The sequence below is a fragment of the Pseudomonas triticicola genome (assembly GCF_019145375.1).
GTDB lineage: Bacteria > Pseudomonadota > Gammaproteobacteria > Pseudomonadales > Pseudomonadaceae > Aquipseudomonas > Aquipseudomonas triticicola.
Map to the genome: position 1 here is coordinate 394,451 of NZ_JAHSTX010000001.1, position 19,024 is coordinate 413,474.

At 61.1% G+C, this 19,024-nt stretch carries 13 protein-coding genes; 8 read left to right on the forward strand and 5 right to left on the reverse strand.

All coding sequences use genetic code 11. The features are described from left to right. Window positions 1-69: 69 nt before the first annotated feature. Both ngg and KVG85_RS01855 read right to left on the reverse strand, forming a co-directional pair. A complete protein-coding gene (gene ngg, locus KVG85_RS01850; protein WP_217862842.1) occupies window positions 70-1,818 on the reverse strand; it encodes an N-acetylglutaminylglutamine synthetase in 1,749 nt (582 codons plus the stop codon). A 3-nt stretch (window positions 1,819-1,821) separates the two neighbouring features. Continuing rightward, window positions 1,822-3,594 (reverse strand): N-acetylglutaminylglutamine amidotransferase, encoded by a 1,773-nt coding sequence (locus KVG85_RS01855; protein ID WP_217862843.1) that lies wholly within the window; start codon window positions 3,592-3,594, stop codon window positions 1,822-1,824. A 364-nt stretch (window positions 3,595-3,958) separates the two neighbouring features. Between KVG85_RS01855 and KVG85_RS01860 the strand changes: the two genes are divergently transcribed. Continuing rightward, window positions 3,959-8,785, forward strand: coding sequence for an NEL-type E3 ubiquitin ligase domain-containing protein (locus KVG85_RS01860; protein ID WP_217862844.1), 4,827 nt, complete (start codon window positions 3,959-3,961; stop codon window positions 8,783-8,785). A 3-nt stretch (window positions 8,786-8,788) separates the two neighbouring features. On the opposite strand, the gene mnmC is transcribed toward KVG85_RS01860, so the two are convergent. Beyond that, on the reverse strand, window positions 8,789-10,768 hold the full coding sequence (mnmC, locus tag KVG85_RS01865; RefSeq protein WP_217862845.1) for a bifunctional tRNA (5-methylaminomethyl-2-thiouridine)(34)-methyltransferase MnmC2/FAD-dependent 5-carboxymethylaminomethyl-2-thiouridine(34) oxidoreductase MnmC1: 1,980 nt from the start codon (window positions 10,766-10,768) through the stop codon (window positions 8,789-8,791). Between the two features lie 314 nt (window positions 10,769-11,082). Between mnmC and pap the strand changes: the two genes are divergently transcribed. Continuing rightward, window positions 11,083-12,597, forward strand: a complete 1,515-nt coding sequence (gene pap / locus KVG85_RS01870) for a polyphosphate:AMP phosphotransferase (protein WP_122691478.1) — start codon at window positions 11,083-11,085, stop codon at window positions 12,595-12,597. A 103-nt stretch (window positions 12,598-12,700) separates the two neighbouring features. Beyond that, the gene (locus KVG85_RS01875; protein ID WP_122603653.1) at window positions 12,701-13,885 is read left to right on the forward strand and encodes a thiolase family protein; all 1,185 of its coding nucleotides are present in this window, start codon (window positions 12,701-12,703) and stop codon (window positions 13,883-13,885) included. 103 nt (window positions 13,886-13,988) lie between these two features. Here the strand turns inward: KVG85_RS01875 and KVG85_RS01880 are convergent, their stop codons facing one another. Next, a complete protein-coding gene (locus KVG85_RS01880; protein WP_122603652.1) occupies window positions 13,989-14,180 on the reverse strand; it encodes a DUF6316 family protein in 192 nt (63 codons plus the stop codon). Between the two features lie 44 nt (window positions 14,181-14,224). On the opposite strand from KVG85_RS01880, the gene KVG85_RS26040 reads away from it, so the two are divergent. Together KVG85_RS26040 and KVG85_RS01885 are read left to right on the forward strand one after the other, a co-directional pair. Continuing rightward, window positions 14,225-14,359, forward strand: coding sequence for a hypothetical protein (locus tag KVG85_RS26040; RefSeq protein WP_264083032.1), 135 nt, complete (start codon window positions 14,225-14,227; stop codon window positions 14,357-14,359). A 31-nt stretch (window positions 14,360-14,390) separates the two neighbouring features. Beyond that, window positions 14,391-15,350 carry a DMT family transporter gene (locus KVG85_RS01885; RefSeq protein ID WP_122691479.1) on the forward strand — a complete coding sequence of 320 codons (960 nt, stop codon included), beginning with the start codon at window positions 14,391-14,393 and terminating at the stop codon, window positions 15,348-15,350. Window positions 15,351-15,473: 123 nt separating this feature from the next. On the opposite strand, the gene KVG85_RS01890 is transcribed toward KVG85_RS01885, so the two are convergent. Then, complete coding sequence (locus tag KVG85_RS01890) at window positions 15,474-16,868, reverse strand: class II fumarate hydratase (RefSeq protein ID WP_016770937.1); 1,395 nt, start codon at window positions 16,866-16,868, stop codon at window positions 15,474-15,476. Window positions 16,869-17,059: 191 nt separating this feature from the next. Between KVG85_RS01890 and KVG85_RS01895 the strand changes: the two genes are divergently transcribed. The 3 genes from KVG85_RS01895 to trhO all read left to right on the forward strand — a co-directional run bounded on the left by KVG85_RS01895 (window position 17,060) and on the right by trhO (window position 18,998). Further along, window positions 17,060-17,575: a DUF2059 domain-containing protein gene (locus KVG85_RS01895; protein ID WP_016770936.1), complete on the forward strand. Its 516-nt coding sequence runs from the start codon at window positions 17,060-17,062 to the stop codon at window positions 17,573-17,575. Between the two features lie 12 nt (window positions 17,576-17,587). Then, window positions 17,588-17,887, forward strand: a complete 300-nt coding sequence (locus KVG85_RS01900) for a BolA family protein (protein WP_041478259.1) — start codon at window positions 17,588-17,590, stop codon at window positions 17,885-17,887. A gap of 169 nt (window positions 17,888-18,056) precedes the next feature. Further along, the gene (gene trhO, locus KVG85_RS01905; protein ID WP_016770934.1) at window positions 18,057-18,998 is read left to right on the forward strand and encodes an oxygen-dependent tRNA uridine(34) hydroxylase TrhO; all 942 of its coding nucleotides are present in this window, start codon (window positions 18,057-18,059) and stop codon (window positions 18,996-18,998) included. Window positions 18,999-19,024: the final 26 nt, after the last annotated feature.

Below are 19,024 nucleotides of genomic sequence, written 5' to 3' on the forward strand. Positions count from 1 at the left end.
CACATTTGGAATGCATTCCCCTGTGGGAGCGAGCCTGCTCGCGAAGGCGTCAGCCGGAACAACGATGGTTCAAGAGACAGCCGGCTGACTATGTGGAAACAACAGATCGACAAAGCGTTCCGCCGTCGGCTGCGGTTCGTGGTTGGCGAGGCCGGCGCGTTCGTTGGCTTCGATGAACACGTACTCGGGCTGATCCGCCGCCCGCACCATCAGATCGAGCCCGACCATTGGAATGTCCAGCGCCCGCGCCGCACGCACTGCCGCGTCGACCAGCGTTGGATGAAGAATGTCGGTCACGTCTTCCAGCGTCCCACCGGTGTGCAGGTTGGCCGTGCGCCGCACGAACAGATGCTCGCCGGCCGGCAGGATGCTGCTGTAGTCGTAGCCGGCCGCGTGCAGCGTGCGTTGGGTTTCGTGGTCCAGCGGAATCTTGCTTTCGCCACTGGTGGCCGCTTGCCGGCGGCGGCTCTGCGCTTCGATCAGCGCACCAATCGAATGCTGACCATCGCCGACCACTTCGGCGGGCTTGCGAATCGCCGCCGCAACCACTTCAAAGCCGATCACTACGATGCGCAGATCAAGACCTTCGTGGAAGCTCTCCAGCAGCACGCGACTGTCGAACTGCTTCGCCGTTTCGATGGCCTTCTGCACTTCTTCGATGGTGCGCAGATCCACGGCGACGCCGTGGCCCTGTTCGCCATCGAGAGGTTTGACTACCACCCGTTGGTGTTCATCGAGGAAGGCCAGGTTGTCGTCGGCATTGCCCGCCAGTTGCTGTGCCGGCAGTTTCAGGCCGGCGGCTTTGAGCACCTTGTGGGTCAGGCTCTTGTCCTGGCACAAGGTCATGCTGATCGCACTGGTCAGGTCGCTCAGCGACTCGCGGCAACGAACGCGACGGCCGCCATGGCTGAGGGTGAACAGCCCGGCGTCGGCGTCATCCACTTGCACGTCGATGCCGCGTCGATGCGCTTCTTCGACGATGATCCGTGCGTATGGATTGAAATTCGCCTCAGGCCCCGGCCCAAGAAACAGCGGCTGGTTGATGCCGTTCTTGCGCTTGATGGCAAAGGTCGGCAGGTTGCGGAAACCCAGTTTGGCGTAAAGGTTTTTCGCCTGACGGTTGTCGTGCAGCACCGACAGATCCAGATAAGCCAGGCCGCGACTCATGAAGTGCTCGACCAGATGTCGCACCAGCACTTCGCCGACGCCGGGGCGCGAGCAATGCGGGTCGACCGCCAGGCACCAGAGGCTGCTGCCGTGTTCCGGATCGTTGAAGGCTTTTTGATGATTGAGGCCCATGACACTGCCGATCACCGCGCCGCTGTCTTCGTCTTCCGCCAGCCAGTACACCGGGCCGCCCTGATGATGGGGGGTGAGCAGCTCCGGGTCGATCGGCAACATGCCGCGCGCCTGATACAAACGGTTGATGCCCTGCCAGTCGGTTTCGCTCTGCGCGCGACGAATGCGGAAGCCGCGAAACACCCGCGTGGCCTGCCGGTAATCGCTGAACCACAAACGCAGGGTGTCGGATGGATCGAGAAACAGCTGCGTCGGCTCGAGGCCGAGAATCTGCTGCGGTGCGGCAACATACAGGGCGATATCGCGTTCGCCGGGCTGCTCGTTGAGCAGCTCCTGCGCCAGCGACGCCGGGTCGGGAAAGGTATGACCGATCAGCAGCCGGCCCCAACCGCAATGCACGGCAATCGGGGCGCTGGCAGGCTCGCTGCCGTCTTCGGCCAGGCGCGCCTGCAAACGTTCATACGAGGGGGCCTGACCACGCAGCAGGCGCTGGTTGATGGACGTGGCATGGGGTTTCATCAATCAGATTCCTTGTTCACTGAGCCACAGGTTCAGGGCTGCCAATTGCCACAGTTTCGAGCCGCGCAACGGGGTCAGCTGGCCTTGCGGATCAGTCAAAAGCTTGTCGAGCATGCTCGGGTTGAACAGGCCGCGATCCTGGCTCGGATCCAGCAGCAGCTCGCGCACCCAATTGAGTGTGTCGCCCTGCAAGTGCTTGAGACCCGGCACCGGGAAATAGCCTTTCTTGCGGTCGATCACTTCGCTTGGAATGACCCGGCGCGCAGCTTCTTTCAGCACTTGCTTGCCGCCATCGGGCAGCTTGAATTTGCCCGGCACACGGGCCGACAGCTCGACCAGTCGATAGTCGAGAAACGGCGTACGCGCTTCCAGGCCCCAGGCCATGGTCATGTTGTCCACGCGTTTGACCGGGTCATCGACCAGCATCACCGTGCTGTCCAGGCGCAGCGCCTTGTCCACGGCAGCATCGGCGCCAGGCTGGGCAAAGTGCTGTTTGACGAAATCGCCCGCCGCATCGTGGTCGACCAGCCATTTCGGCTGAACCGTCGCCGCGTAGTCGTCGTAGCTGCGATCGAAGAACGCATCGCGGTAGGCCGCGTATGGATCTGCCGCGCCGTCGACTTGCGGATACCAGTGGTAACCGGCAAACAGTTCGTCTGCGCCTTGGCCGCTCTGCACCACTTTGCAGTGCTTGGCCACTTCACGGGACAACAGATAGAAAGCGATGCAGTCGTGGCTGACCATCGGCTCGCTCATCGCCCGGAACGCGGCGGGCAGTTGCTCGATGATTTCTTTCTCGTCGATGCGCAACTGATGGTGGCGGGTGCCGTAGTGCTTGGCGATCAGGTCGGAATACTGGAATTCGTCGCCGCGCTCGCCGCCGGCATCCTGGAAACCGATGGAGAAGGTCGACAGATTCTCTACACCGACTTCGCGCAACAGGCCGACGAGCATGCTCGAATCGACACCGCCGGACAGCAACACACCGACGTCCACTGCCGCACGCTGACGAATCGCCACCGCTTCGCGGGTGCCGTCGAGGACGCGATCGACCCAGTCTTCCAGATTGAGGTTTTTCTCGTCTTCATTCGGGCCGTAGGGCAGAGTCCACCAGGTTTTCTGCTCGGTGCGGCCATCGGCTTCAACGCGCATCCAGGTGGCCGGCGGCAGTTTTTCGATACCGGCCAGCAACGTGCGCGGCGCAGGTACGACCGCGTGGAAATTCAGATAGTGATTGAGCGCAACCGGATCGAGGATCGGGTTGATATCGCCGCCCTTGAGCAGCGCCGGCAGTGCCGAGGCGAAGCGCAGGCGTTGGCCAGTGCGCGACAGGTACAACGGCTTTACGCCGAGACGGTCACGGGCGATGAACAGGCGCTGGGCATCACGCTCCCAAATGGCGAAGGCGAACATGCCGTTGAGTTTTGGCAGCAGTGCCTCGCCCCAGGCGTGATAACCCTTGAGCAGCACTTCGGTGTCGCCACCCGAATAGAAGGCATAACCCAGTGCTTCAAGCTCTGCGCGCAATTCCGGGAAGTTGTAGATCGCACCGTTGAACGCCAGGGACAGGCCCAGTTGACTGTCGATCATCGGCTGCGCCGAGCCGTCCGACAGGTCCATGATCTTCAGGCGTCGATGGCCCAGGGCAATCGGCCCCTGGGCATGGAAGCCCCACGCGTCAGGGCCGCGAGGGGCCAGGTGATGGGTGATTCTCTCGATCGCTGCAAGGTCTGCAGGTTGTTGATCAAAACGTAACTCGCCAGCTAATCCGCACATAAAGTCCTTACCGGTTTTTCCGTTGGGGAAGGTCAAGCCGTACCACGCGAAAAGTGCGGGTACTCAGAAACTGACCTGTCTCGGTAGGTGGAGTTTTAGATCGATAAGTTATAAGCCAACTTGGCTGCCTCCTGCCGCAACGCTATCAGCGCGGATCGAGGGTCGAGACTTGCCTACTTACCGTTACGCTTTTTTTGCATAAGCGTACAAGCGCGTGGACGTTCCGTGCGGGGTGGTGCAGGGCTATTTTTTCCATGCAAAAAAGCGTTTGGTCTACCTCGGTTTTGCGCAGAAATTTGAACTGTTATTGGCTGCCCGGCAGGGCTAGGGTCGAGTGTTCGAACCGCAATAAAGGACTATTGCCATGCTTAACCAAGACAAGACAAATCCACAGATTCAGGCCTCGGTCCTGAGCACCTTATACGCTGCGACCGGTGACCTCGATACCGCTGAAAGCCTGGAAAAAAGCCTCCCGGCGCATCTGCTCACGGCTTCTGCGACCACGCTGAACAAGCTGGACGAAATCAATCGTGAACTGCACACCCTGCAAGTCAAAGTCGACAAGGATCTGACTTGGCTCAAACCCTTGCACAGCTTCTGCATCAGCGAACTCAACGCGGCGCTGAACGAGAAATGGCCAGCGGTCTATGACGTGAGCGAGGATCTGCTCAGCCTGCCCGGCGTCGATTGTGGCTGCGATGTGAAGGCGACGGAGCAGGCCGATATCGGCTTGGTCAAACACGCGACGCAAAGCCTGTTGCAGGCAGCCATGCAGAACTTCAGCGCAGACGAGGAGCAGGCCGACGGGTTCCCTGCCGGCAGTCTGGTGCGCATCAAAAGTGTGCCCGCTGGCGTGGAAGACCTGACGCCGGCAGCGTTCGCAGCGTTGTGCCGCAAGCTGGATCTGGGCAAGAAATACCAGGAGCATCTGCAGCAAGTGTTCGGTCTGCGTGAAGACTGCGGCAAAGTCGTGGCGATCAGTGCCATGACCCGCGATATCGCCGCATTGAAGCAATCGCTGCTGGAGCTGGACGCTCATCTTGCAGAGCTCAAGGGCGATATCACCGCAGCAGGTTTGCGCATGCTGCAGGATCTGATGCTGGCCGGAGGCGTGGCATCGGCGCAACACCTGCGCTACGGCAAAGACCCGATGATCATGCAGGGCATCAGAATCCTCGACAGCTGCGTTTGGGGCGTCGTGGTATTTTCCAAACGCTCCGTGGAACAACACCCTGAGGACGGATGCATGGTGTATATGCCCGGCGAGCCCGAGCGCGCCGTGTATGAGTACCCGAGTTTCAATGCGTTCAAGCGCTACCTCGCGCAACAACTCACGAGCACGGAATATCAGGGGTATTTCGCCGGCAGCCTGGATGAAGATGACAAGGCGGACTTCTTCAAGGCGTTGGCTGAGAAACCCGATCTGGGCGTCGTCGAACAATGGCCGATCAATGTGCCGCTTTTTGATTTCATGGTGCAAAGCCATGTCGGCAAGTTGCAGATCGACGCGCGCAAACTGGCGGTGCCAACCGCTGATATCGATGAAGAGATCCGACAGAAACGCCTGTTGGATTTCGTTCAGCGCGGGGTGACCGTGGCGTCGGTGGCGGGGCTGTTCGTGCCGGTCCTGGGGCAATTGATGATGGGCGTCGCGGTCGGGCAATTGCTCGGTGAAGTGTATGACGGCGTCGAGGACTGGCGTCGCGGTGATCATCAGGAAGCGCTGTCACATCTGCTCAGTGTGGTAGAGAACATCGCATTGATGGGCGTTTTTGCCGGCGGTCAGAAGGCGCTCGGAACACTCGGCAAAAAACTGCTGCGCGCGCATCCGGAGTTCTTCGCGCAGTTCACCGCGATTCTCGGTCGGGCCGCCAAACCACGCCTGTGGAAATCCGATTTGAGCCCGTACGAGCATGCTTTGCCGGCCGGATTCACCATCGGTGCCGGTTCAAAGGAGTTCTACCAGATCGGCAACAAGACCATCGGCCGCCTCGAGCATCGCCTGTTGGCTGGCAACTTTGATATCGACACTCAGCACTGGCGCCTGGAACACCCCGTACGCGCACAAGCCTATGCTCCGGAACTGATCCGCCACGTCGAGGGCGGCTGGCGGTTCCCCGCTGAACAGCCCGAAGAATGGGGCAGCAGCGCCTACACGCTCAAGCGCATCGATCCGCAGTTGAGCGAATTTGCCGACAGCGATCTGGACATCCTTCGCCGGCTGAGCAACACCTCGCAGCAGACCTTGCTGGAAACCTTCAACGACAATCTGAGCCTGCCGGTACGCCTGCGCGATACCGTCGAGCGCGTGCGCATCGAGCGCCGGTTGCGTGAGTTGACCACGGAACTGGAAAACGGCGAGATCCACTCCGAGCAACCTCTTGAAGAACAGATGCATGCCTTGACGCAACTGCCGGGCTGGCCGACTGACCGATACCTTGAGGTCATCGGTCATGAGGGAGACGTCGAAACCACTTACCCAGCAAACACCACGCTCGACGATACCCTGGGAGTGCCGGTCACCCAAGGCCAGTTGGCACTCGGGCGCTTGCTGCAAACCGTCATCGATGGCCTCTACGAGCATGAAGTCGAGGCCTTGCTCGGCGGCAAAGTCGCGAAAAGCACGCAAGCCCCTGGGCTGGCAAGAAAACTGGGTGCTGCGCTCAAATCCGATTACCGCGCGGCGTTCGAGCGGATGTACAAGCGCTATGACCACAGTGACGCGCAGGATCTGGGCAAATTACGCCAGGTCTTCGCCGACATTTCGGCGCGCCATGGTCAAAGGCTGATCGACCGCGCTTCGACTGTCGAGCGCCTGCACTTGCGCTCGACCGGGAGCGCGCCCTTGCGGCTGGGACAGCGGGCTCGGGCCGGTATTGCCGAGGTGCGGCTTGACCGGGCGCTGAGCGGGTTGCACTGGTCGTGGCTGGCCAATGCCGACACCGACAGCCTGGCCCTGAAATTACTGCCGCGCCTGAGCGGCTGGAACACGCAGCTGCGTCTGCAAATGCGCGACAAGGCCTTGACCGGACCGATGCTCGAAGACATCGGCGATGCGTCGGCGACTTCGGAAAATACCGGTTATCTGGTGAAAACCACGCAGGGCTATGAGGCGTTTGGCGGCGACAAAAAATCCTTGGGCAAGGTGGCATCCGGCCCCGACGCTTTGTACACGGCCATCCTCAAGGCATTGCCGCCACGTCAGCGGGCAGCACTCGGGTTTGCCGATACCGGACAGGTCAGTACGCAACAGTTACGCAAAAAGCTGCTCAACGTTGCCCTCGACGAACGCGAGGTCACTGCGCGGGCATTGCGCGGCGGCATTACGGAATCACTTCCCGTCGAGCCGGCCTGTGTGCAAGGCGATCAGGTCCCCGCGCCAGCTCATTCACGCACACTGCTGCGCAAAGCGCGCAGGCTTTATCCGCGTCTGAGCGAGCCGCAGCTCAATCAATTGCTCAACGAACTGGGTGATGATCCGTTGAGCCGTGCGACCCGGATCAAAGCCCTGCGTCAGGATCTGCAAACCCTGCGTGACGCGCTGTTTGTCTGGAGCGAAGATGGTGCCGCGCTGCGAGCCATGGGGGGCGATCTGGCTGAAGCGCGGCACAGTCGGAAAATGGCCGCCGAGCTGATCGAAGAAGCGTTTCGACGCTTTCATTGGGCCACCAACGAAGAGGGAAAGAATCTCTGTACCCTCGACCTTGACGGCATGCGCATCGGTAAGGTGCCGACGTTACCGTCGTCGGTGAGCTTCGACCATGTCGAGCAATTGTCGATGCGGAACATGGCGCTGGGTGATGATGTTGCGTACTTCCTCAAGACCTTCAAACAGCTCGATTCGCTGGAACTGGGCAGCAACGCGATCACCCGGCTGCCTGAAATGTTGTCGCACATGCCGCGTCTGCAACGGCTGAGCCTGGCAAACAATCAGCTCAAGCTCACCGAGCAGACCCTGGCGAAGCTGAACAGGTTGAGCACTCTGCGCTACCTGAATCTGGACAAGAATCCGTTGGGCGCCACCCCGGATTTCAGCCGAATGTCGCAACTGCGTCGCTTGTCGCTGAACGATACCGGCATCACCGAACTGCCAGGAGGCCTTGATCATTCTGCGCACATTGAACTGATGGATCTGAGCGCCAACAAAATCACAGAACTGCCTGAGTGGTTGTTCGAGAAATCACGCCGTTTCACCGGCGCACTCAAGTTGGGACTCAATCCCTTTTCCGAAACGACCAAAACGCATCTGGAGAATTATCGCGATAATTTCGGCATCGGTATGGACTATGTCGCCGATGACATCGCACGGATGAACGAGCAAACGGCGCGCTCGCTCTGGTTGACCAAGGTCAGTGGCGAAGAGTGGGCAGAGCAGTCGCGCATCTGGGCGGCATTGCGTAGCGATCAGACGGCCGATGGCTTGTTCACTTTGCTGGCGCAACTGGGCGATACGGCGGACGGCAAACTGGGCAGCGCTGACATGCAGCGACGTGTCTGGGCGGTACTGAAGGCGGCGGAAGCTGACGAGCCGCTGGGTCGTCAACTGCTCGACATCGCGGCCGATCCGCTTCACTGCACCGATAACGCGGCGCTGGTTTTCAGTCGCCTTGAAGTCGCAGTGGAAGTCGAGCGGGTGAGCCGCGCCGCAAGCGGCCGAAGGGTTACTGCCAAGGCGCTGTTGGAACTGGGCCGCAGCCTGTTCCGGCTGGACAAGCTGGAAGACATCGCCCGGGAGCATTCGCTCCGGGTGCCAAAGGTCGATGCGCTGGAAATGAACCTGGCTTACCGCATCGGCCTCACCGATGCGCTGGGGCTGCGCGGTCAACCGAAAGATATGCTGTTCAGTGCCCAGAGTGGCGTGACGGCCGCGGATCTTGAGGTGGCAAAAAATCGCGTCATGAGCGCCGAACTTTCCCCGCAATGGCTGGAATACATGCAGGGGCGCACGTTCTGGCGTGACTATCTGCGACGCACATTTGTCCGCAAGTTTGCGCTGATCGATGACCTGTACGACCCACAGATGAGCGCACTGTTCGACAAGAAGGACACGCTGCCCTCTGGCGATTATTTGAGTCAGAACCAGGCACTCAAGCTGGAAAAGGACCAGGCTGAAGACGTGCTGTTCAAGAGCCTGACGGAAGACGCGATACGGCTGATGGATCTGGGCATTTGTGCAATGCCCGATACGTGAAATTCACTTGCCGCGAATCAACTGCCGTAAGGCGAAACGATTGGGGTGGCAGGCTTCGGCCACGCTGCGCGGCAATGGCAGCGGCTCGTTGTCCAGCCATGCGGCAAGCAGTTCGCCGGACAGCGGCGCGGTGATCAGCCCGCGAGAACCATGGCCGCTGTTGACGTACAGGCCATCGAGCCACGGGCAGGGGATGTCCGGGACTTGCCGGGCGTCCTTGCTCAACGCCGCGTAAGTCTGGACAAAGGCTGCGCGGTCGGCGAGCGGGCCAACAATCGGCAGGTAATCGGGGCTGGTGCAGCGGAAAGCTGCCCGGCCCTCAAGGTTCTCAAGCGGCTGCTCGCTGATGTTCAGGCGGGTCAGCAGGTCGCTGGATATTTCTTCGAGCATCGCCAGATTGCCTTGGTGCTCGGCAGTCGTGGGCGTCAGATCGTCGCTGTTGAAGTCGAAACTCGCGCCCAGGGTGTGCTCGCCCAGACGCGCCGGGGCGACATAGCCTTCGGCGCACACCACGGTGGCCAGCGCATGACTTTCTGCGGTTTCAGGCAGACGCGTGATCTGCCCGCGAATGCGCTTGAGCGGCAATTCGGCACTCTGGGCAAAACGTTTGATTTCGGCAGCTCCGGCCAGGATCACCACTGGCGCACTGGCGAGCAGACGCTCGCCGTCGAACGCTTGCCACTGGTCAGGGACTTTGCGCAGTTCCAAAGCTTCGTGATGGCTGAGCAATTCAATGTTGGCGTGCATCGCCTGGGCCTGACACAGCGCTGGCGGATGCACCCAGCCGCCTTCGGGGTAAAACAAGCCGCCGTGGGCCACGCCGACACCGGCGCGAGCCTGCGCTTGCGGCTGTTCCAGCCACTGCAAGAGATCTTCAGGAAACGCCGCCGCCAGTTGCCCGTGGCGCTCGGCTTCCTTGGCATTGAACGCCAATTGCAGCACGCCGCAGTCATCCCAGTCGCTGCCGCGTTGCAGGCTTTCCAGCAGGCGCCGGGTGTAGCCGAAGCCGCTGACGATCAACTGCGACAACGCCGTGCCATGGGCGGACAACTTGAGATAGAGCACGCCTTGCGGGTTGCCGGACGCTTCCTGCGCCACCGCCGCGTGACGCTCGAGCAGACTCACCTGCCAGCCGCGCGCCGCCAGACTCGACGCCGTCGCGCAGCCAGCCAGACCGGCGCCGATCACCAGCGCCCGGCGCTCACCGCGCAACGGAGCAGGGCGGGCGAACCAGGGTTTAACCGGCATTGGCGCCGTCACCTCGGCGGGCCAGCCGAGAAATTCGCCACGCAGGATTTCCCACTTGTGGCCAATGCCCGGCGTGCGCTTCATCTTGAACCCGGCAGCGTTGAGCAGACGCCTTACCCAACCGGTGCTGGTGAAGGTGCTGATAGTCGAGCCCGGCGCAGCCAGGCGCGCCAGTTCGACGAACAGCTCCGCCGTCCACATGTCCGGGTTTTTCGCCGGAGCGAAACCGTCGAGAAACCATGCGTCGATCTGTGCATCGAGTTGCGGCAGTTGCTCCAGCGCATCGCCGATCAGCAAGGTCAGCGTCACGCGGCCGTTGGCCAGAGTGATGCGCTGAAAGCCTTGATGAATCGCCACGTAATGCCTCAGCAACTGATCCGCCAACGGCTTGAGTTCCGGCCACAGTGCCAAGGCCCGACGCAGATCCGCAGGCGCCAGCGGGTACTTCTCGACGCTGACAAAATGCAAACGCGCGCCGGCAACAGCGTGCTGTTCGAACAGCTGCCAGGCGCAGAGAAAATTCAGCCCGGTGCCGAAGCCGGTTTCGCCAATGACCAGCCGACCATTCGCCGGCAGCGCAGCAAAGCGCTCGGCCAGACGGTTCTGCTCAAGAAACACGTAACGGGTTTCCTCCAGCCCCGACTGGTCGGAAAAATACACGTCATCGAACACCCGCGAACGTGGGCGTCCCTGGTCGTCCCAGTCGAGTTGGGCGTGGGGCATTTCGGCTTTCATGGCAGGCTCGGCAAACACAAGGCGGCCATTCTAGCCGATCGCGCCGGTACTGCCTGATCCAGCACAGGACTCGCGATGAAAAGAACCCTGTGGCGAGGGGATTTATCCCCGCTGGACTGCGCAGCAGTCCCAAAACCATCCACCCCGTTTTCCCGATCCAAACCGCACTTCCCGGATCTGCGACTACTGCACAGCCAGTCAACGATAAATCCCCTCACACAAAGTTCTCATCCCGTCCTGAGTTCATGGGAATTTTCTGCCCTGCGCCCGTGCCCAATCCGCTAGTCTTGCTGAACCCTGGAAGGAGCCGTCCCATGTTTGAATCCGCTGAAATCGGTCACGCCATCGACAAAGACACTTACGAGGCGGCCGTCCCTGCGCTGCGTGAAGCCTTGCTGGAAGCGCAGTTCGAGTTGCAGCAGCAGAAGCGCTTTCCGGTGATCATCCTGATCAACGGCATTGAAGGGGCGGGCAAGGGCGAGACGGTCAAGCTGCTCAACGAGTGGATGGACCCGCGCCTGATCGAAGTGCGCACCTTCGACCAGCAAACCGATGAAGAACTGGCGCGGCCACCGGCGTGGCGCTACTGGCGCATGCTGCCGGCCAAGGGGCGGATGGGCGTGTTCTTCGGCAACTGGTACAGCCAGATGCTCCAGGGGCGGGTGCATGGGTTGTTCAAGGATCCGCGTCTGGACCAGGCCATCGCCGGCGCCGAGCGTCTGGAAAAAATGCTCTGCGATGAAGGCGCGCTGATCTTCAAGTTCTGGTTTCACCTGTCCAAGAAGCAAATGAAAGCGCGGCTCAAATCGCTGGCCGACGACCCGTTGCACAGTTGGCGCATCAGTCCGCTGGACTGGCAGCAATCACAGACTTACGACAAATTCGTCAAATATGGCGAGCGGGTGTTGCGCCGCACCAGCCGTGATTACGCACCGTGGCATGTCATCGAAGGCGTCGATGCCAATTACCGCAGCCTGGCTGTGGGCAAGATTCTCCTCGAAGGCCTGCAAAGTGCGCTCAAGCGTGCCGACGTCAATCCCCACGAAGTCAGTGCCGCGCCGCTGGGCACGCCGGTCGATCAGTTGAACCTGCTCGACAGCCTCGATCTGACCCAGCGTCTGGACAAGAAAGACTATGAAGAACAACTGATCACCGAACAGGCGCGTCTGTCCGGGCTGATGCGCGACAAACGCATGCGCCGCCATGCGCTGGTCGCGGTGTTCGAGGGTAACGACGCGGCGGGCAAGGGCGGGGCGATTCGCCGCGTAGCAGCCGCGCTCGATCCGCGTCAGTACAGCATCGTGCCGATCGCCGCGCCGACCGAAGAAGAGCGCGCGCAACCCTACCTGTGGCGGTTCTGGCGACACCTTCCGGCGCGGGGCAAATTCACCGTGTTCGACCGCTCCTGGTATGGGCGGGTCCTGGTCGAGCGGATCGAAGGCTTCTGCACCTCGGCCGACTGGCTGCGCGCCTACGGCGAAATCAACGACTTCGAAGAGCAACTGGCCGACGCCGGAGTCATCGTGGTCAAGTTCTGGCTGGCTATCGACAAGGACACGCAGATGGAGCGCTTTCAGGAGCGCGAAGAAATTTCCTTCAAGCGCTTCAAGATTACCGAGGACGACTGGCGCAACCGGGAAAAGTGGGACGACTATCGCCGGGCGGTCGGCGACATGGTCGATCGCACCAGCACCGAGATCGCGCCGTGGACGCTGGTCGAGGCCAATGACAAACGCTGGGCACGGGTGAAAGTGTTGCGCACCATCAACCGCGCGCTGGAAGACGCGTTCGAGAAATCCGACAAGAAGGCCAAAAAGCACAAGGATTGAAGCGATGGCCGCGCATACGCCGGATGAATGATCCTCGCGGTCGGCAAGAAGGTGGACTTATGCTCAGGTCCACTCTCAACCGACAACAACAATGAGGTATGCCATGCGTGAAGTGGTGATCGTCGACAGCGTGCGGACCGGCCTGGCCAAATCCTTTCGCGGCAAGTTCAACCAGACCCGCCCCGATGACATGGCGGCCCACTGCGTCAATGCGCTGCTGACCCGCAACGATATCGACCCGGCCAGCGTCGAGGACTGCATCGTCGGCGCCGGCTCCAACGAGGGCGCGCAGGGCTACAACATCGGCCGCAACGTCGCGGTGCTTTCGCGCCTGGGCACCGGCACCGCCGGCATGACCCTCAACCGTTTCTGTTCCTCGGGCTTGCAGGCGATTGCGATTGCCGCCAACCAGATCGCCTCCGGTTGCAGCGACATCATCGTTGCCGGCGGCGTCGAGTCGATCAGCCTGACCCTGAAAAGCGTCAACACCGATCACCTGATCAACCCGCTGCTCAAGCAACAGACTCCCGGCATCTACTACACCATGGGCCAGACCGCCGAAGTGGTGGCACGACGTTACGGCGTCAGCCGCGAAGCGCAGGATCGCTATGCGCTGCAAAGCCAGATCCGCACGGCCCAGGCCCAGGCTGCGGGTTTGTTCGATGATGAAATCGTGCCGATGGCGGTGAAATACCGGGTCGAGGATAAGAACAGCGGCGAAGTGCAGATTGTCGACGGCGTCGTCGAGCGCGACGACTGCAACCGCCCGGACACCACGTACGAAAGCCTTGCCGGTTTGAAAACGGTGTTCGCCGACGACGGTTCGGTGACGGCGGGCAATTCCTCGCAGCTGTCCGACGGTGCCTCGATGACACTGGTGATGAGCCTGGATAAAGCGCTGGAGTTGGGGCTCAAGCCGAAAGCGTTATTCCGTGGCTTCACCGTCGCCGGCTGCGAGCCGGACGAAATGGGCATCGGCCCGGTGTTCTCGGTGCCGAAACTGCTCAAGGCCAAGGGCCTGCAAGTGGCGGATATCGATCTGTGGGAATTGAACGAGGCGTTCGCTTCGCAGTGTCTCTACAGCCGCGACCGGCTGGAGATCGACAACGACAAGTACAACGTCAATGGCGGCTCGATTTCCATCGGCCACCCGTTCGGCATGACCGGCTCGCGTCAGGTCGGGCATTTGATCCGGGAATTGCAGCGGCGCAATCTGCGCTACGGCATCGTCACCATGTGCGTGGGTGGCGGGATGGGGGCGAGCGGGTTGTTTGAGGCGGTGCGCTAAAGGATTGGTTGCCTGTTCAGGCCCCTTCGCGAGCAGGCTCGCTCCCACAGGTGACGGTATTCCCCTGTGGGAGCGAGCCTGCTCGCGAAGGCAGCGCCGCGGTTCAGCGGCTGGAACCCTGCCGCTGCATTCGCGCAATATATGCCTGAATCTCCCGCTCGATCACCTGACTGTCATACGGCCCTTCGAGGGTATTTTCCCGGGTGCTGAAATACAGCTCGCCATTGACCCGACACACGCGGTCGCTGCGAAAACGGGTGGCGGGGGCGCTGTCCTCGGCGCGCATGGCGTACATGTCGGTCTCCCTGATCAATGCGTTGAAAAGTCTGCAATCAGCTTATGCCTGAAGCACTTGGCGCGCCTGCCCGGCCGATCAACGGCGGCGCGCCGGTTTACTGCTGCGACCTGCACAGTTTCATTCGCGGCCTGGCGGTAACTGTCCCTGTGTTGTACGCAGCCGGACGCCTAGAATGAGTGCTCTTGTCAGCAGGCTTTTGGGGTTCGCATGCACATTTCATCGGGGCGCTGGGTGTACGGACTGTTCCTGGCGCTGCTGACCGCGTTTCTGTGGGGCATCCTGCCGATCAAGCTCAAACAGGTATTGCAGGTGATGGACCCGGTCACGGTGACCTGGTTTCGCCTGATGGTGTCCGGTGGCTGCCTGTTCATCTATCTGGCGTCGGTCAAGCGCCTGCCAAGTCGCAAGGTGCTCGGGCCGAAGGGTGGCTGGCTGGTGCTGATGGCGGTGCTGGGGCTGGTCGGCAATTACGTGTTGTATCTGATGGGCCTCAACCTGCTCAGCCCCGGCACCGCGCAATTGGTGGTGCAAATGGGGCCGATCATGCTGCTGATCGCCAGTCTGTTCGTGTTCAAGGAGCGCTTCAGCATTGGCCAGGGCATCGGCTTGCTGGTGTTGCTGATCGGCTTCGGCCTGTTCTTCAATCAGCGCCTGGCGGAGCTGCTGACCTCGCTGTCCGACTACACCGCCGGCGTGCTGCTGGTGCTGCTGGCGTCGACGGTCTGGACCTTCTATGCGCTGGGCCAGAAGCAATTGCTGACGGTGTGGAATTCGTTGCAGGTGATGATGGTGATCTATCTGTTCTGCGGGCTATTGCTGACGCCGTGGGTGCATCCGCTTGAAGCGCTGAATCTGAGCCCGTTGCAGGGCTGGCTGCTGTTGGCGTGCTGCATGAACACCTTGATCGCCTACGGCGCATTCGCCGAAGCACTGGCGCATTGGGAAGCATCGCGGGTCAGCGCAACATTGGCAATCACGCCGCTGGTGACGTTTGTGGCGGTGGCGGTTGCGGCGCGGATCTGGCCGGAGTACGTGCATGCCGAGCAGATCAATGCGCTGGGCTATGGCGGGGCGGTGCTGGTGGTGCTGGGTTCGGCGCTGGTGGCGTTGGGGCCATCGTTGATTGCAGGGTTGAAGGCGCGTCGGATGAAGATGGCAGCCAGTTGAACCGCGCCGGCCGCATTCGCGAGCAAGCTCGCTCCCACATTTTTGCGCATTCCCAGCATGAGAATGCAGTCCACTGTGGGAGCGAGCTTGCTCGCGAAGGCTGACTTCCAGGCGCTGAAGATTTCAGCCCTTGGCCCCAGCCTCGATCATGTTCTCCGGGCGCACCCAGGCATCGAACTCTTCATCAGTCAGATAACCCAGCTGCAACGCCGCCTCGCGCAAAGTCAGCCCTTCGCTGTAAGCCTTCTTCGCGATCTCCGCCGACTTGTCATAACCGATGTGCGGGTTCAGCGCGGTCACCAGCATAAGCCCACGTTCCAGATGCTTGGCCATGACCTCGGCATCCGGTTCGAGCCCGGCGATGCAGTGCTGCTGGAAGTTGCTGCAGCCGTCTCCCAGCAAACGGATCGATTGCAGCAGGTTGTGGATGATCACCGGTTTGAACACGTTCAACTGCAAGTGCCCCTGACTGGCGGCAAAACCGATCGCCACATCGTTGCCGAGCACCTGGCATGCGAGCATCGACAGCGCTTCGCACTGGGTCGGGTTGACCTTGCCGGGCATGATCGAACTGCCCGGTTCGTTGGCGGGCAGCTTCACTTCAGCGAAACCTGCGCGAGGACCTGAGCCCAGCAGGCGCAGGTCGTTGGCGATCTTCATCAGCGCCACGGCGAGGGTTTTCAGCGCGCCGGACAGGGTCACCAGCGGCTCATGGCCGGCCAGTGCAGCGAACTTGTTCGGTGCGGTGACGAACGGTAAACCGGACAATGCTGCGAGTTCAGCGGCAATCGCCTCACCGAAGCCGTGCGGTGAATTCAAACCGGTACCAACGGCGGTGCCGCCCTGAGCCAGTTCGCAAACCGCCGGCAGCGCGGCACGAATCGCGCGCTCGGCGTAATCCAGTTGCGCGATGAAGCCGGACAATTCCTGACCGAAGGTGATCGGCGTCGCGTCCATCATGTGCGTGCGCCCGGTCTTCACCAGTTTCATGTGCCGCGCCGCCAGCTCAGCGAGGCCGCCGGACAGCTCGGCAATCGCCGGCAGCAGTTGTTCCTGCACCGCTTTGGCGGTGGCGATACTCATGGCGGTAGGGAAGCAGTCGTTGGAACTTTGCGAGCGGTTGACGTGATCGTTCGGGTGCACCGGCGACTTGCCGCCGCGCGGGTTGCCGGCCAGTTCGTTGGCGCGACCGGCGATCACTTCGTTGACGTTCATGTTGCTCTGGGTGCCGCTGCCGGTCTGCCAGACCACCAGCGGGAACTGCTCGTCATGCTCGCCGGCGAGCACTTCATCGGCGGCCTGTTCGATCAGGCGGGCGATGTCGGCGGGCAGGTCGCCGTTGCGGTCGTTGACCCGTGCGGCGGCTTTCTTGATCAGCGCCAGGGCGTGCAGCACCGGTAGCGGCATGCGTTCCTGACCAATGGCGAAGTTGATCAGCGAGCGTTGCGTCTGAGCACCCCAGTAAGCGTCGTCCGGGACCTCGATCTGGCCCAGGCTGTCGGTTTCGATACGGCTCATCGTGCACACTCCTGTTGGTCTGTTGGCGCAATTTAGGCCGGCATCGGCCCGGGTGGTTCCATCGGCTCGATTGTTGACCGCAAAACCCCGCCAATCAAGCGCGGCAAGGGCCGGGGGTTGAGCCACAGCGATTGTTAGGCGCAGAATGGTCGCCCTTGGGGTTCGACCTCGCTTTGCTTAAAGGAAACTCGATGACTCGTCTTCGCGCCATCTGTACCGCGGTTGCACTGGTTTGCGCCAGCGGCCAGGTGCTTGCCGATACCGCCAGCCACAACGCCAGTGCCGAAGCTTTCCTGACGCTGGCTCACGCTGACAAGCTGGGTACCCCGGTGTACATGCAAGTGCAGCAAATGTTCGCCCAGCGCTTTGAACAGACCAAAGCGCCTGAGTCGAAGAAAGCCGTGCTCGAAACCTATCAGGCCAAGGCCAACGCTGCGCTGGACCAGGCCATTGGCTGGAACAAGCTCAAGCCCGACATGGTCAAGCTCTACACCAGCAACTTCAGCGAATCCGAGCTCAAGGATCTGGTTGCCTTCTACCAGTCGCCACTGGGCAAAAAGGTCTTGGAAAAAATGCCGCAGCTGACCCAGCAGTCGGCGCAGATGACCCAGGGCAAACTGGAAAGCGCGGTGCCTGTGGTCAACAAGCTGCTCGACGACATGACCAAAGAGCTGACCCCGGCCGCGGCGCCAGCCAAGAAGAAGTAAGCGGAGTTCGTGATGACCATGCAACAACGCATCGAATCGACGCTGGCCCTGTTACAGCCTGAGCACCTGCAAGTGCTGGACGAAAGCCACATGCACAGTCGCGGGTCTCAGACCCACTACAAGGCGGTGGTGGTCAGCGCGCAGTTCGAAGGCCTGAACCGGGTCAAGCGCCACCAGAAAGTCTACGGCACGCTCGGCGAGCTGATGGGCGAGTTCCATGCGTTGGCGCTGCACACCTACACCCCGCAGGAATGGGCAGAGATCGACGGCGCCCCGGCGTCGCCGACCTGTGCAGGAGGGGATCAGCGGTAAACTTCAAGCGGCAAGCTGCAAGTTAAAGGCGGATGAGTTTTGGCTTGCCGCTTTAAGCTTGGAGCTTGTAGCTGCTTTTTTGCTAAAATCCCGACGCGCCGCTTAGCCGGCGCGTTTTTTTTTGAATCCGGTTCACCCTTTGCGAGGGTAGCCACCTGGAGAAATACCCATGACACAACCGATTGTCGTGGCGGCACTGTACAAGTTCGTCACCCTCGAAGATTACGTTGACCTGCGCGAGCCACTGCTGCAAGCGATGGTCGACAACGGCATCAAAGGCACTCTGCTGATCGCCGAAGAAGGCATCAACGGCACGGTTTCCGGCAGCCGCGAAGGCATCGACGGCCTGCTCGCCTGGCTCAAGAACGATCCGCGCATGGTCGACATCGACCACAAGGAATCGTACTGCGACGAACAGCCGTTCTATCGCACCAAGGTCAAGCTGAAGAAAGAGATCGTCACCCTCGGCGTCGAAGGCGTTGACCCGAACAAGAAGGTCGGCACCTACGTCGAACCGCAGGACTGGAACGCGCTGATCAGCGACCCGGAAGTGCTGCTGATCGACACGCGCAACGATTACGAAGTGTCGATCGGCACCTTCGAAGGCGCCATCGATCCGAAAACCACCAGTTTTCGCGAGTTTCCCGACTACATCAAAGAACACTTCGACCCGGCCGTGCACAAGAAGGTCGCGATGTTCTGCACCGGCGGCATTCGCTGCGAGAAAGCCTCGAGCTACATGCTCGGCGAAGGTTTCGAAGAGGTTTACCACCTCAAGGGCGGCATCCTGAAGTACCTCGAAGAGGTGCCGCAGGAAGAAACCAAGTGGCGCGGCGACTGCTTCGTCTTCGACAACCGCGTCACCGTGCGTCACGACCTGACGGAAGGCGACTACGATCAATGTCATGCCTGCCGCACGCCGGTCAGCGTTGAAGATCGCGCCTCCGAGCACTACGTCGCCGGCATCAGTTGCCCGCACTGCTGGGACAAGCTCAGCGAGAAAACCCGGCGCAGCGCCATCGATCGGCAAAAGCAGATCGAACTGGCCAAGGCGCGCAACCAGCCGCACCCGATCGGCTACAACTATAAGCAAGCATCCACCGAGGCTTAACCATGTCTGCGCGCCTGCTCTACGTG